Source organism: Variovorax sp. GW460-12-1-14-LB1 (assembly GCF_059423605.1).
This window is the reverse complement of record NZ_JBWKYF010000039.1, coordinates 48326-60777: the sequence shown is the minus strand read 5'-3', so window position 1 is coordinate 60777 and position 12452 is coordinate 48326. Positions and strand designations below refer to the sequence as shown.

Genomic DNA, 12452 nt, shown 5'->3' with positions numbered 1-12452 from the left:
GTTAGGGTTATCACGTGGGTCAGATTTAGATGGAAATCACACCGCCAACTGGGTCACTTCTAGATGGAAATCAACAGGGTGCCGTCACCTGCAACTGAAGTGGAATGGAGCCTGACTCCAATACTTCTACTGCTTCACCCTGAGCAAGATGTTGCTGCCAGACTTGACGACCAGATAGGGATGCTCATACGTGACCACGGGGTCTTCTTTGATTTCTCTCGATGTCCCTAGATTCGCCATCGCGACCAAGTCACACACGGCGCTACCACTGGCACAAGAATAGAACCAGCCGTCAATTTGCCCTATACCTGAACCCCTCGGCGCATAGAGAGCATAGATATCCGCATTCCGCCCAGTTGGAAGTTTGACGCTGTAACGCCTCTCTACATGCGAGGAATAGATCTTGTCGATCCAAGTGCCTGCCTCCTTGAGGCTGCCAACACGCACGGGCGCATCCTGAGCTGCGGCGCAGAAGGACGCCAGCACGAGCGAGATCACTGCCAGTTTGGCAAACATACAAGTCCACATTGGGTTGGATAGTTTGATGGTGGAACCTTAGAACCGCCAAGTGAATTTATGAAGGTCGAGTGGTCGATCAGGCAGAGCATCGATGCGACCACAAAGCTTCAGACGCTGAAGATGGAGCGCAAGGATGACCGTCACCGACAGTTGATGCTGTAGCAGCCACGCGGCCACAAACAACGCCGCCCGCCAACCCCAGCCCTAGCGGCCAAGGGGTGGCAGGCGACTTATCTTGTTGAAGATCAGGGGCAACGAGCAAGGCCTGACCTTGAACCCCACTAACTGCTGTATTCGAGAACTGGCCTCCCAAGTGCAGCAAGGTACAAATCGCAGTTGACTCGTAGCTCTTCAACGGTTTCGCCCGCAGGAACCGCTGGTTCCGCGCTGTGACCCTGCACCCTGCCGTCTTCATAGTAGTAAACCTCGTAGATAGCGACCGCGCCGTCTCGGCTCATTGCTCGATACTCCCAAGTCATATATCCTCACTTGTGGTAATCGACGATGACATGGATAGTCACCGCACCATCTTTAACGCTAGATATGACGCGTTCTGCACCGCGTCCTTTGCCGCTACCACCAAGGTCAATTGCATATTTATCCGCCAAATCGCCTCGAAAGAACGAGAGTCTGACCTCGATTTTTCCGGTGGCACCTGGCGTGAACTTCGGCAACTCACCAAGGAAACGAATGCCCTGCTCCGTGAGCAACGGCAGGCGGTCGAAGCGATCAGTTAACGAAGGAGACGCACCATGTTTTTTGAGATGAAGAAGGCAAACGGCCCGGCACAGGGACTGCTCGCAATCAAGGTCGCAAGAGCGAAGCAGCAGATCGCCAAGGTCCCCCAAAAGCCAGTCGTCAAGCGGAAGAACAAGCGCGACTAATGTGCGCAGACTATCTAGGAACCTAGGGCGTTTGCACAGGCGATGAGACTGGTTGAACGCCATCCATTCCTGTCGGGGCTACTCGGACCGTCAATTGTTCGGAGGCTGTTCTAACTGTTCACGGTGACGATGGAGCTGTGGCTTCTTGAGACCCGGCAAAGGCGATTAGCCAGAACACCCCACCACCGACACAGCCCGCCAGAAACACTACGCCAACGACTGCAAGGGTCTGGCTCGTGAGCGCGCTCCCTGCAGAAAAAAGAGAGAGGAAACCCATCACCACCAGAGGGGCTGCTGCTGCGACGCCACCGCCAATCAGACAGTGAGGCAGGCTTCTCTTCTTCAACAACATCGCGGCAATGGGAACCCCAAGTACCAGGAAAAAAAGATAGCCAAAAAAGAGCATGATCGGAAACCAAGCCTTGCTCCCGGTATTGAGCCAATAGACAGTCGCCAGCGAAAGAATTGGAAGTGCTGGCGAAACGATCAGGGCCGTTAGCAACCGAAGCACTTTGACTTTATTTGCATCCACAACCGCGTCCTGTGTTCTTCACTGGATTCTGGCCACCCCAAACGATGGGAGCCATGATCGTATTCAAATTCAACGGATTGAAGCCTGTTCCGCCCCCCTCATTCACGATCCAAGTGGCACGTCCATCATAGATAACATCTCGCCGAACCCAGCCAGGGTGCAGAAGGTGCCCCGGCATTGTTAAATTCCAAGTAGTGTTGGTGGTATCGCTCACTGCGGTTGTGATCTGACCAAGCTCAAACGGGCCAAAGCCGACCATGTTTACATCGCCCGTCTTCGTTGGGCTGCTCGGGTACACGCCAGGTGCCGGGTTGCAACGTAACTCCTGCATCGTCTGGGCTCTACAGTCCCCCATGCACCGGAAGATCTTCCAAGAATATTGATGGCTGGGGTCCGGAGTGTACGGACGACGCATCCATCCCGTCGCTGCAGAGTTGGCCAATCCAAACGGATCGGTGCCCCTCAGTGGATTGGCATCCACGTAGCCGAACCGATTCCATCCCCCGTCGAGACCAATCGGATCTGGCTGGCTATACCGCCCCACCCTCGCGTCGTAGCTGCGGAAGTAGTTGTAAAACAACCCCGACTCCTCATCCGCATACTGCCCCGGATACCGCAGGTTGAACTTCACCTCCGACACGCCCGTAGTGCCCGGATTCGGTGTCACATCCAAGTCGGCGAACCGGTTCCTCGCCGTCGTCGGCTTGTCTTCCCCGAACGCGCTGTAGCCCCACTGCCAGACCGCTTGCCCGCTCACATCGGTGAGCTTGCGCGGCGTGTTCAGGTGGTCGCTGTGCACGGCGTAGGTGGCACCGTTGATCACCGCCGCGATCGGCATCGGGCCGTTGGCCGTCGGCAGGTAGATGTACTGCGCCTGCCCGCCGCTGTTGGTGCCGCCGCTGCCCACCTCGGCGATCAGCGTTCCTTGCTCGTCGTAGACATACGTGTAGCCCTGCTGCTCGGCCTGGTTCGTCGTGGGGCTCCACCGCCGGGTGAAGAAGGCGATCAGGCTTTGCATGAAGCCCGGGTCGGCCTCGTCGCCCTGGCTCGGCGGGTACAGCGGCTCGGTCTTGAACACGCGCTGGCCCAGCGCGTTGTGTGCGTAGCGCGTGGTCGGGCTGATGTCGGTGGCGCCCGTGGTGGCGGCGGCCAGCCGGCCCTCGGCGTCGTAGGCGTAGCTGCGCAGGCCGTCGGTCACGAGGTCGCCGTTGGCGTTGTAGCCGTAGGTGACGCTGGTGTTGCTCGCGCCGTTGATGGTTTGCGCAAAGCCTGTCAGACGATTGCTTGCGGCGCCCACGGTGTAGGTGCGCTGGGTGCTCTGGCCGCCGAGCACGCGCGTGCTGCTCGCGCGGTTGCCGTTGGCGTCGTAGCCGAAGCTGGCGGTGTTGCCCGTGGCATCGAAGCCGGTGATGCGGCCGACCGGGCTGTAGCCGACGCTCCAGGTGACGTTGCCGTTCGCGACGGTGGTGTGCGTCGGGTCGGCGTCGCCGGGGCGGTACAGGTTCTGCGTGAGGCTGGTGATGCGGCCCGCGGCGTTGTACACGTAGCTGCTGAACTCGGTGCCGGTGAGCCGACCCGCGGTGTCGTACACGCGGCTGGCGGCCACGGACGCGGGCGGTGCGGCGGCAAAGGCCCATTGCCACGCAGTGGGCTGGCCGAGCGGGTTCCATGCGATACCGGTGACGAGCGGGCTGCCGTTCCAGTTCAGGCCAGCGAGGCGACCGGTGGCGTCGTACAGGTGGGTGAGCGTGGCGCCGTTGGGGTAGCCGATGCTGGCCAGCGTGCCGTTGGCGTTGTAGCCGTAGCTCACCTGCTGCACACCACCGTTTGCGAGAGTCTGCTTCTTGAGCGTGACGCGCCCGAAGGCGTCGCGGGTGTACTCGGTGGTGCCGCTGCGGTCGATGACCTCCGAGAGGTAGCCCTTGCTGGTGGCCGTGAGGTCGTAGCGCAGCGTGGTCGTCTTGCCATCGGCGAAGACGAGGCTGGTCGGCCGGCCGAGCAGGTCGCGCGCGATGGTGGTGGCCTGCCCCATGGCGTCGGTGATCTGGCTGGGCAGGCCGAGGCTGTCGTACTGGGTGCTGGCGCCGCCCGTGTCGGCGCTGGTCTCGGCGGTGGCGTTGCCCTGTGCGTCACGGGTGTAGTCGGTGACCACGCCCTTGAAGTCTTTTGCTTCGGTGACGGCGTCGAGGGCGTTGTACTTGAGGGTGGCCGTGGCATTGGCCGCGTCGGTCACCGCCTTGACGCGGCGCAGGCTGTCGAGGCCGTACTGGGTGCTCTGGTTGAGGCCGTTGGTCTCGATCGCGAGTTCGCCGTTGGCGTCGTAGCCGAAGGCGCGGGTCTGGTTGGGGCCTTCGGTGGTGGCCGAGAGACGATTGATGTTGTTGACCGTGCGCGCCACGCTCCAGGCCACGTTGCCCGCACCGTCCTTGATCTGCTCGGCGGTGCGGTTGCCCATGCCGTCGAGCGTGTAGCTGCCGCTCTCTCCGCGGTTGCTGCTCCAGCCCGTGAGGCGATGGGCGGCGTCGTAGGTGTAGGTGAGCACGAGGCCGCTGGGCAGCGTCACCGATTCGACGGTGCCGAAGGGCTTGTAGGTCAGCGTGGTGGTCTGTGCACCGGCAAGGCCCGCGCCGACGGTCTGGGTCAACAGGCGGTCGCGCAGGTCATACGTGTAGGTGGTGACGAGGCCATTGGGGGCGGTAGTGCTGGCTACGCGGTTGGCGTTGTCGTAGGTGGAGGTGGTGACGTGGCCCAGCGCGTTGGTCGATGTGAGGGCGTTGCCCCGGGTGTCATAGGTGTAGCTCGTGACCGCACCGTTGGGTTCCGTGGCTGTGGCCACCAGCTGCTGGGCGTTGTAGGTCCACTGCCAGAGCTGAGCCTTGTTCGTGGCGGTGTCAGTGACGGTTTTGGAAAGCGTGTTGCCGACGGTGTCGTAGGTGTAGGCGGTGGTGCGGCCGGGTTCGGTGACCAGTGCGGGGAGCGAGAAGGTGGGATGCCACTGGGTCGTGGTGGTGCGGGCATCGGGAGTGCCTGCGGCGTGGACGACGGTGGTGGGCAAGCGGCGGGCGACGTCCCAGGTGGTGGTGGTGACTGTGCCTTTGAAGTCGGTTTCGCTGGTGATGAGGCCGTTGGCGTCTTGGATGCGAGAGCTAGCATCGGCTCCGCCGTCACCTGACGGTGAACTGGCGCTTATGACCGCAAGTTTCCCCTGGGTGGTGCTGTATCTATAGGTACGCAAAGTCCCTAAAGGGTCCGTGACAGTTGCAGCAAGATACGGGTAACTGACCTGATACCGCTGGACTGAACCAGTCAACATGGACTCAATCGCGCGTCCGGAAGAGTCATATCCGAAAGTTGCAAACCGCGAGCCATTCTCGTCAACGATGCCCGTGAGAGCTAACGGAAATGTACTGTTCTCGTAGAGCAGGGTGCGACTTCGGCCATCTGGATAAGTCACCTGCGCAAGGCGGCCTGTAGCGTCGTAGCCATACCCCACAACCTGCAGGACCGGCGTAGCCACGCTCTGGAGTTGATCGGCAGAGTTGTAGGTCAACCTGAGAGTTCGACCAAAATCATCGCTGATCGAGACGAGTCGACCCGAACTGTCATGGCCATAGGCGGTGGTCCAACCATTGCGAAGGGTGAGCGTTCGTAGTTTGCCGTTTGCGAGGAAATTGAACGTCGCATCGTCGTCCGCCCGACGGTAAGACCAAGCGTCGCCCGTAAGCTGAATCAGGGTGTCGGCACTATTGACCGGACGCCATTCTTGGCTCGACTCATCCTTGACGAAATTTCGATTCGACCCCTCGGGACTTTTGATAGCGACAGTCGCCGGCAGAGCGGAAATCGCAGCTTGAAGCTGAAATGCGTGATTGTGACTCCAAGCATTACCTAATCCCGCCTTGGGGCGCAGGAAATTCCCACCCCAATTGCTTCTGTATATTCTATAAAATGACAGAGGAGGCGGTCCGTAATCACTCCAATCCACCTCGCTTCGATACTTCTCGGAAGTGGCAAGCGAAATTGGATTGGGTGTGAAAGAACCGGCTTGAATTTCACTGCCTCGTCGACAACTTGCAGCCGCCAATGGTGACGCCGCCTCCGGGGGAAGAGTGATGTTCCCTTCGCACCACGCCGCGACTGAAACAGCGTATCCATAGGAATCGCGTGTTAGGGCTCGATCCGTCCGAGGAATTTCAACAGGGCATTTGACAGAAATTACCGACTGGAAGCTGGATTGAAGATGAAACTCAAGCGGGCCGCCAGGATATTGGGGTTTAAAAACCTTGAACTGCTGGCAATACGCCTGTGGCTGCCCATTGACGATGGCTGGACTCCAGCTGCAAGCGGGATTCGGCGACGTGATGACCGGCCCCAACTCAAGACGGTACTGCGGGTAGCTTTGGTCGAGCAAGGACGAATAGTGCGCTCTCGCCGCCGCGAGTGCCTCCGGGCCCGTAGAGAATTCGGGATACGAGCCGTTGATTGGCCCTGTGTAGTAAACGAGGGTTGGATCAAGTTTTACGACCTCAGCGTTTGCCGAGGACAAAATCCACATCATTGCTGCTGCAGCACTCGCGATTGAGATTTTTTTAAATACGATTCTTGCAACATGGAGATATTTATTGACACTCCAGCCAAGCTTTCGTGGCGGGCTATAAGTTCCCTCATCCCTAAACACCACACACGCGGCGGCATGAGCTGGAGCAGAGAAAATGACCAACGACAATTTTTCGATCATTGCCTCAACGACACCCCTCAAGAATAGGAAGATCCTTCGACAGATGTCGATCAGGCTTGAAGTAGGTAGCGTTAGCACCGCGGCCTTTTTTCCAAAATCTCGCAACCCGGCATTGAATCGCCGCGCACCTCTAAAGACATTTCGAAACCTCCAAAGAAAATACATAGCCCCCTCGTTTTCCTTTTTCCCTTATTCAGAGCAACGCATTGGTACTCTTTTGCACGAGTCGTCTGCGGCGCCACCACCCTCAACTACAAAATGTTTCAAGATAGTCGAACCGGTTGAAACAGGCAACGAGAGTTCAAAATGAGGCAACGGGGATTCAACTTTTGAAACAGAAAGTACGCGCAATCTCCAAGTGCTTGTTGTCTACAAGCGACTAGAGCGACGAGCCGGACAACGTCGCCTTTACGCTCTCCAAATTGAGCACAATCCCCCCATGCCAAACATCGCCTCCATCCTCAAAGCCGAAATCTCCCGTGTCGCTCGCAAGGAAGTGCGAGCGGAAATCGAAACCCTCAAGAAAGCCTCCGTCGCGCACCGCGCATCGATTGCCGACTTGCGCCGTCAGGTGAGCGCACTTGAAAAAGAATTGCGCAAGGTCGCCAAGGGCTCCGCGCGCCAGGCAACCGCCGCAGCCGGTGCTGCGGGCGACGACGCCGACGCGGGCGGCCCCAAGCGCCGCTTCAGCGCCAACCGGCTGGCCGCGCACCGCGCCAAGCTCGGGCTGTCCGCGGCGATCTATGGGCAGCTGGTCGGTGTGTCGGGCCAGACGATCTATCACTGGGAACAAGGCAAGGCGCGCCCGCGCGCGGCGCAGCTGGAGCGACTGGCCACGGTGCGGGAACTCGGGGCGCGCGAGATTGCAGAGCGGCTGGAAGCGCAGTAAGTAACGCGCCCTCGCCCATGAAACTCGGCTACACCATCGTCTACGTTCCCGACGTCGCCCAGTCGCTGAAGTTCTTCGAGCAAGCCTTCGGCCTGCCCACGCGCTTCCTGCACGAATCGGGCACTTATGGCGAACTCGAAACTGGCGAGACGACGCTGGCGTTCGCCGCGCACGCGCTCGGCGATTCCAACTTTCCGGGCGGGCATGTCGCCGCCTCGGAATCCGCGCAACCACTGGGCATGGAGCTGGGCCTCGTGACGCCCGACGTGCCCGCCGCGCACAGCCGCGCAATCGCAGCCGGCGCCACGCAGCTGTCGGCACCGGTGACCAAGCCCTGGGGGCAGGTGGTCTCGTACGTGCGCTGCCCCGACGGCACGCTGGTCGAGCTGTGCTCGCCCATCGGCGGCTGACGGGCGCCCTGCCCGCTCGCCAGTTCGCTGGCGGCTAGTCGATCAACGCTACCGCCCGCCGCGCAAACCCCGCGGCCTGCGCGCCCACCTGCACCGCATCGGCCGCCGCCGCGCTGCCGCTCTTTGCGCGCGCCGCGATGCCTTCGAGGATCACGGCGAAGCGGAACAGCGAGAACGCCAGGTGGAAGTTCGTCACCGGCTCGGCGCAGCCGCCGGCCTGCTGGTAGTGGGCGATGTACTCGGCCTGCGTGGGAATGCCTTCGGCCGCGAGGTCGATGCCCTGCATGCCTTCGAACTCGTCGGCGCCGGTGTGCCAGGCCATGCAGTTGTAGGCCACGTCGGCCAGCGGGTGGCCCAGGGTGGACAGCTCCCAGTCGAGCACGGCGATCACGCGCGGCTCGGTGGGGTGGAACATGAGGTTGCCAAAGCGGAAGTCGCCGTGCGCGATGGTGGTCTGGTCGCCCGGCGGCAAATTGGCCGGCAGCCAGGCGATGAGGCGCTCGATGTTGGCGTCTTCGCGGGTGCGCGAGGCCTCCCACTGCCGGGTCCAGCGGGCGATCTGGCGCTGGAAGAAGTTGACGGGGCGGCCGTAGTCGGTGAGGCCGACGGCGGCAAGGTCGACCGCGTGCAGGCGCGCCAGGGTTTCGGCCATGGCGAAGTAGTACGCGCGGCGCTCGGCGGGCGCGATGCCGGGCAGTGCGTAGTTCGACAGCACGCGGCCTTCGAGCTTCTCCATCACATAGAAGGGCGTGCCCACCACGGCGCGGTCGTCGCAGTACAGCACGGTGCGCGGCGCGGGCACGTCGGTGGCGGCCAGGGCGCGCAGCACGCGGTATTCGCGGTCGACCGCGTGGGCCGAGGGCAGCAGCTCGCCGGGCGGCTGCTTGCGCAGCACCAGCGCGCGGTTGTCGAAGTCGACGAAGAAGGTGGGGTTCGACTGCCCGCCGCCGATGCGCGCCAGGCGCATCGGGCCTTCGAGCTCGGGCAGCGCCTGCCGCAGGTGGCGCTGCAGGCGGTCGGCGTCGAACTCGATGCCTGCGGTGGTGGCGTCTGCAACGGCGCTCATGGCCGACGAAACACGGGCTCGCGTTTCTCCAGGAAGGCTTTCACGCCTTCGGCGAAGTCGGGCCGGTCGATCAGCTCGCGCTGGCGCTCGGCCTCGTGGCGCATCTGGCCGACGAGCGACTGGCTCGCGGCCGATTCGTACACGGCGCGGATCTCGTGCGCCGCATGCGCGGGCAGGCGCGCGAGCCGCTGCGCGACGGCCACGGCCTGGGCGCGCAGTTCGGCGTCGTCCACGCAGGCCCACACGAGGCCCCACTGCGCGGCCTGCTCGCCCGACAGGCGTTCGCCGAGCAGCGACATGCCGACGGCGCGCGCGCGGCCCACGAGCCGCTCGAGGAACCAGGTGGTGCCCAGGTCGGGCACGATGCCCAGGCGCGGCATGAAGGGCAGGTAGAAGTAGGCCGATCGCGCGACCAGCACGACGTCGGCGGCCAGTGCCACGCCCACGCCGGCGCCCGCGGCGGGGCCGTTGATGGCGCTCACCACGGGGAAGGGCATGCTGCGCAGGTCTTCGATGAGGCGGTTCGACATCGCCTCCATCGCGTCGGCCGTGCGCTGGCCCAGGCTGCCGGGCGCGGTTGCGTCCATGCTGCCCAGGTCGGCACCCACGCAGAACGACTTGCCGACGCCGGTGAGCACGACGGCGCGCACCTCGCCTTCGTCGCGCAGCTGTGCGAGCCGCTGGCGCAAGGCCTCCTGCAGCGGCTGGGTGAGCGGGTTGAGCCGCTTGGGAATGTTGAAGCTGAGGATGGCAACGTCGCCGTCACGTTCGTACAGAAGGGGGTCCTGGTCGTCAGGCTGGCTCATGGGTGGGCTCCGAAGGGCGTGAGTAGGTAAAGGCGTTCACTTCATGTTCAGCGCGGGCCCGACCGGGTCGAGGTCCACGCCGTTGAAGCGCACGGGTTGCATAGAGGCGTACGCGTGCAGGTCGGCGGCCGAGTTGGCCATGGCCACGCCGGGCAGCAGCATCGAGATGCGCGGGCTCTTGAGGGTGCTGGCGGCCACGCGCACGCTCTCGCGCGTGGGGTTGGCGCCGGCCTCGCGCAGCACGTGCGCCATGAGCTGCGCCACGATGTAGCCCGACACGCCACTGCCGTTGCTCGGGTCGACGCCGCTGGCGTGGGTCTTGAGCAGTTCGAGGTACTCGAGCACCTCGGGGTCGCGGCTCCAGCGCGGGCTCATGGGCTCCTTGTAGACGGCGAGCGCGACCACGCCCTTGGCCTTGTCGGCGCCCGCGGGTTCGAAGGCCATCTTCACGGAGGCGGCGGCAAAGTTGAGATACCGGTCGGGCGTCCAGCCCACGTCGGCGACCTTGCGGATGGCCTGCGCGGCGGTGCGCGCGGTGGCGGCCATCACGAGCACGTCGGCGCCCGACGACTTGAGCTGCACCACCTGCGAGTCGACGGTGGGGTCGGTCACCTCGAAGGTGGCCTGCGCCACGATCTTGGCCTTGCCCTGCTTCGACAGGCCTTCCTGCAGGCCCTTGAGCACTTCGCGCCCGAGGTCGTCGTTCTGCATGAGCACGGCAATCTTCGCGTCGGGGCGGTTCTCGATGATGTGGCGCGCGAACACGCGGCCCTCGCCCTGGTAGCTGCCGAGAAAAGGCACGGTCCACGGGTACTTGGCCGCGTCGTCGAACTGCGAGGCGCCCGACTGCACGAACAGCTGCGGCACCTTCTTGGCGTTCATGTAGCGCTGGATGGCCATGTTGGGCGCGGTGCCCAGGTTGCCGAAGATGGCGAGCACCTGGTCTTCCTCGACGAGGCGGCGCGCCACCTCGACGGTCTTGGGCGGCGAGTACTGGTCGTCGTAGATCAACAGGCGCACCTTGCGCCCGTGGATGCCGCCCTGCTCGTTGAGCTTCTTGAAGTAGGCCTCGGCGACCTTGCCGACCACCGAGTAGCCCGACACGGGCCCCGACAGCGGCATGGGCATGCCCAGCACGATCTCGGTGTCGCTCACGCCGGCCTCGGGCTTCTTCTGGGCCAGGGCCGGCAGGCTGATGCAGAGTGTGGCAAGGCCAGCGGCCAGGGCGGTGCGGCGGGAAAGCGGATGAACCATGTCGCGTGTCTCCTTCTGTGTTGCTGAGTGGCCGGGTGGCCTGCGTCGTCAGTCGTCGTCGGAAAGCGATTCAGGCCGTGGCCCGGTTCGGCCCCATGTAGCCGAAGAGATGGCCCGCCACCTTGCGCATCTGGATCTCTTCCGATCCTTCGGTGATGCGGTAGCGGCGGTGGTGGCGGTAGATGTGTTCGAAGGGCTTGTGGCGCGAGTAGCCGATGCCGCCGTGCACCTGCATCGCGCGGTCGGCGGCCTCGCACACGAGGCGGTTGGCCCAGTAGTTGCACATCGAGACCTTGTCGGACAGCTGCTTCTCGACCTGCGGCTTGGGCATCTGGTCCATCTGCCACGCGGTCTTGCGGATGAGCAGGCGCAGCATCTCGACCTGCGTGGCCAGCTCGACCAGCGGAAACTGGATGCCCTGGTTGCGCGCCAGCTCCTCGCCGAAGGGCTTGCGCTCGCGCGCGTACTTGACGCTCTCGCGCACGCAGTAGTCGGCGGCGCCCAGGCTCGACGCGGCCTGGCGGATGCGGTTCTCGTGCACGAAGTGCTGGGCAATGGCCAGGCCGCCGTCGAGCGGGCCGAGCACGGCGTCTTCGGGCACCCACACGTTCGTGAAGCTCACGCGCGGGTGGTCGGTGGGCATGTTGAAGGTCCAGAGGTACTCCTCGATCTTCACGCCCTCGGCCTGCGCGGGCACGAGCAAGGCGCTGATGCCGCGCGCATCGCCGTCGCGCCCGCTGGTGCGCGCGAACAGCACGCAATGCGTGGCGGTGTGCATGCCGGTGGTCCACATCTTTTCGCCGTCGATGCGAAAGCCGGCGCGGCCGTGGCGTGCTTCGGGCACGGCGCGCGTTTCCATATGGGTGGCATCGGAGCCGTGCTGCGGCTCGGTGAGGCCGAAGGTCAGGCGCACGCGCTCGTCGAGCATGCCCTGGATGAGTTCGTCGCACTGCGCGGGCGTGCCGAAGTCGCGGATGGCCAGCACGAAGGGGTTGTTGGCGACGATCGAATGTTCGTTCTGCAGGTCGTTGTGCAGGCCCAGGCCGCGCGCCGCGAAGTGCTCGCGGATCACGGCCATCCAGAGGTTGCTGCCGTCGCGCCCGCCGAATTCGGCGGGCAGCGCAAAGCGCAGGTGGCCCGCGCGGTCGGCGCGGTGGCGCGCCTCGGCCAGCAATGCTTCCCACTCGGGGCGCGGCAGGCCGCCGTTCTCGAAGTCGGTGCGGGCCCATTCGCGGCGATGGTCGAAGAAGCGCTCATTGTCGTCCTGCGCCTGCAGCGGCGCGATCTCGCGGTCGATGAAGGCGTCGAGTTCGGCGAGGTAATCGACGAGGTCGCGGGGCAGATCGAAGTCCAT

At 63.5% G+C, this 12452-nt stretch carries 10 protein-coding genes and 1 pseudogene; 2 read left to right on the top strand and 9 right to left on the bottom strand.

The window, feature by feature from the left end:
- Nucleotides 1-126 precede the first annotated feature (126 nt).
- The 5 genes and pseudogenes from AC07Y4_RS19835 to AC07Y4_RS19815 all read right to left on the bottom strand — a co-directional run.
- Nucleotides 127-516 carry a hypothetical protein gene (locus AC07Y4_RS19835; RefSeq protein WP_495274928.1) on the bottom strand — a complete coding sequence of 130 codons (390 nt, stop codon included), beginning with the start codon at nt 514-516 and terminating at the stop codon, nt 127-129.
- A gap of 488 nt (nt 517-1004) precedes the next feature.
- Entirely contained in the window at nt 1005-1466 is a 462-nt protein-coding gene (locus AC07Y4_RS19830; RefSeq protein WP_495274927.1) for a hypothetical protein, read from the bottom strand.
- Nucleotides 1467-1521: 55 nt separating this feature from the next.
- The gene (locus AC07Y4_RS19825; RefSeq protein ID WP_495274926.1) at nt 1522-1935 is read right to left on the bottom strand and encodes a hypothetical protein; all 414 of its coding nucleotides are present in this window, start codon (nt 1933-1935) and stop codon (nt 1522-1524) included.
- A complete protein-coding gene (locus AC07Y4_RS19820) occupies nt 1922-4990 on the bottom strand; it encodes an RHS repeat-associated core domain-containing protein (protein WP_495274929.1) in 3069 nt (1022 codons plus the stop codon). Before AC07Y4_RS19820 ends, AC07Y4_RS19825 begins: the two co-directional genes overlap by 14 nt.
- A 243-nt stretch (nt 4991-5233) precedes the next feature.
- Nucleotides 5234-6490 (bottom strand): annotated as a pseudogene (locus AC07Y4_RS19815) (DUF6531 domain-containing protein); the annotation flags it as partial.
- Nucleotides 6491-7112: 622 nt separating this feature from the next.
- Between AC07Y4_RS19815 and AC07Y4_RS19810 the strand changes: the two are divergent.
- Nucleotides 7113-7562 (top strand): helix-turn-helix domain-containing protein, encoded by a 450-nt coding sequence (locus AC07Y4_RS19810; protein WP_487850217.1) that lies wholly within the window; start codon nt 7113-7115, stop codon nt 7560-7562.
- A 17-nt stretch (nt 7563-7579) separates the two neighbouring features.
- A complete protein-coding gene (locus tag AC07Y4_RS19805) occupies nt 7580-7972 on the top strand; it encodes a VOC family protein (RefSeq protein ID WP_487850218.1) in 393 nt (130 codons plus the stop codon).
- Nucleotides 7973-8006: 34 nt separating this feature from the next.
- Here AC07Y4_RS19805 and AC07Y4_RS19800 read toward each other — a convergent pair whose 3' ends face one another.
- The 4 genes from AC07Y4_RS19800 to AC07Y4_RS19785 form a co-directional block, all read right to left on the bottom strand.
- Entirely contained in the window at nt 8007-9038 is a 1032-nt protein-coding gene (locus tag AC07Y4_RS19800) for a phosphotransferase (protein ID WP_487850219.1), read from the bottom strand.
- Nucleotides 9035-9844, bottom strand: coding sequence for an enoyl-CoA hydratase-related protein (locus AC07Y4_RS19795; protein WP_487850220.1), 810 nt, complete (start codon nt 9842-9844; stop codon nt 9035-9037). Before AC07Y4_RS19795 ends, AC07Y4_RS19800 begins: the two co-directional genes overlap by 4 nt.
- Before the next feature lie 36 nt (nt 9845-9880).
- On the bottom strand, nt 9881-11098 hold the full coding sequence (locus AC07Y4_RS19790) for an ABC transporter substrate-binding protein (RefSeq protein ID WP_487850221.1): 1218 nt from the start codon (nt 11096-11098) through the stop codon (nt 9881-9883).
- A 70-nt stretch (nt 11099-11168) separates the two neighbouring features.
- Complete coding sequence (locus AC07Y4_RS19785) at nt 11169-12452, bottom strand: acyl-CoA dehydrogenase family protein (RefSeq protein WP_369645239.1); 1284 nt, start codon at nt 12450-12452, stop codon at nt 11169-11171.

Coding starts and splice junctions, on each gene's coding strand:
- AC07Y4_RS19790 (WP_487850221.1), bottom strand. CDS start 11,098: ATGGTTCATCCGCTTTCCCGCCGCACCGCCCTGGCCGCTGGCCTTGCC.
- AC07Y4_RS19830 (WP_495274927.1), bottom strand. CDS start 1,466: ATGGCGTTCAACCAGTCTCATCGCCTGTGCAAACGCCCTAGGTTCCTA.
- AC07Y4_RS19810 (WP_487850217.1), top strand. CDS start 7,113: ATGCCAAACATCGCCTCCATCCTCAAAGCCGAAATCTCCCGTGTCGCT.
- AC07Y4_RS19805 (WP_487850218.1), top strand. CDS start 7,580: ATGAAACTCGGCTACACCATCGTCTACGTTCCCGACGTCGCCCAGTCG.
- AC07Y4_RS19785 (WP_369645239.1), bottom strand. CDS start 12,452: ATGGACTTCGATCTGCCCCGCGACCTCGTCGATTACCTCGCCGAACTC.
- AC07Y4_RS19795 (WP_487850220.1), bottom strand. CDS start 9,844: ATGAGCCAGCCTGACGACCAGGACCCCCTTCTGTACGAACGTGACGGC.
- AC07Y4_RS19800 (WP_487850219.1), bottom strand. CDS start 9,038: ATGAGCGCCGTTGCAGACGCCACCACCGCAGGCATCGAGTTCGACGCC.
- AC07Y4_RS19835 (WP_495274928.1), bottom strand. CDS start 516: ATGTTTGCCAAACTGGCAGTGATCTCGCTCGTGCTGGCGTCCTTCTGC.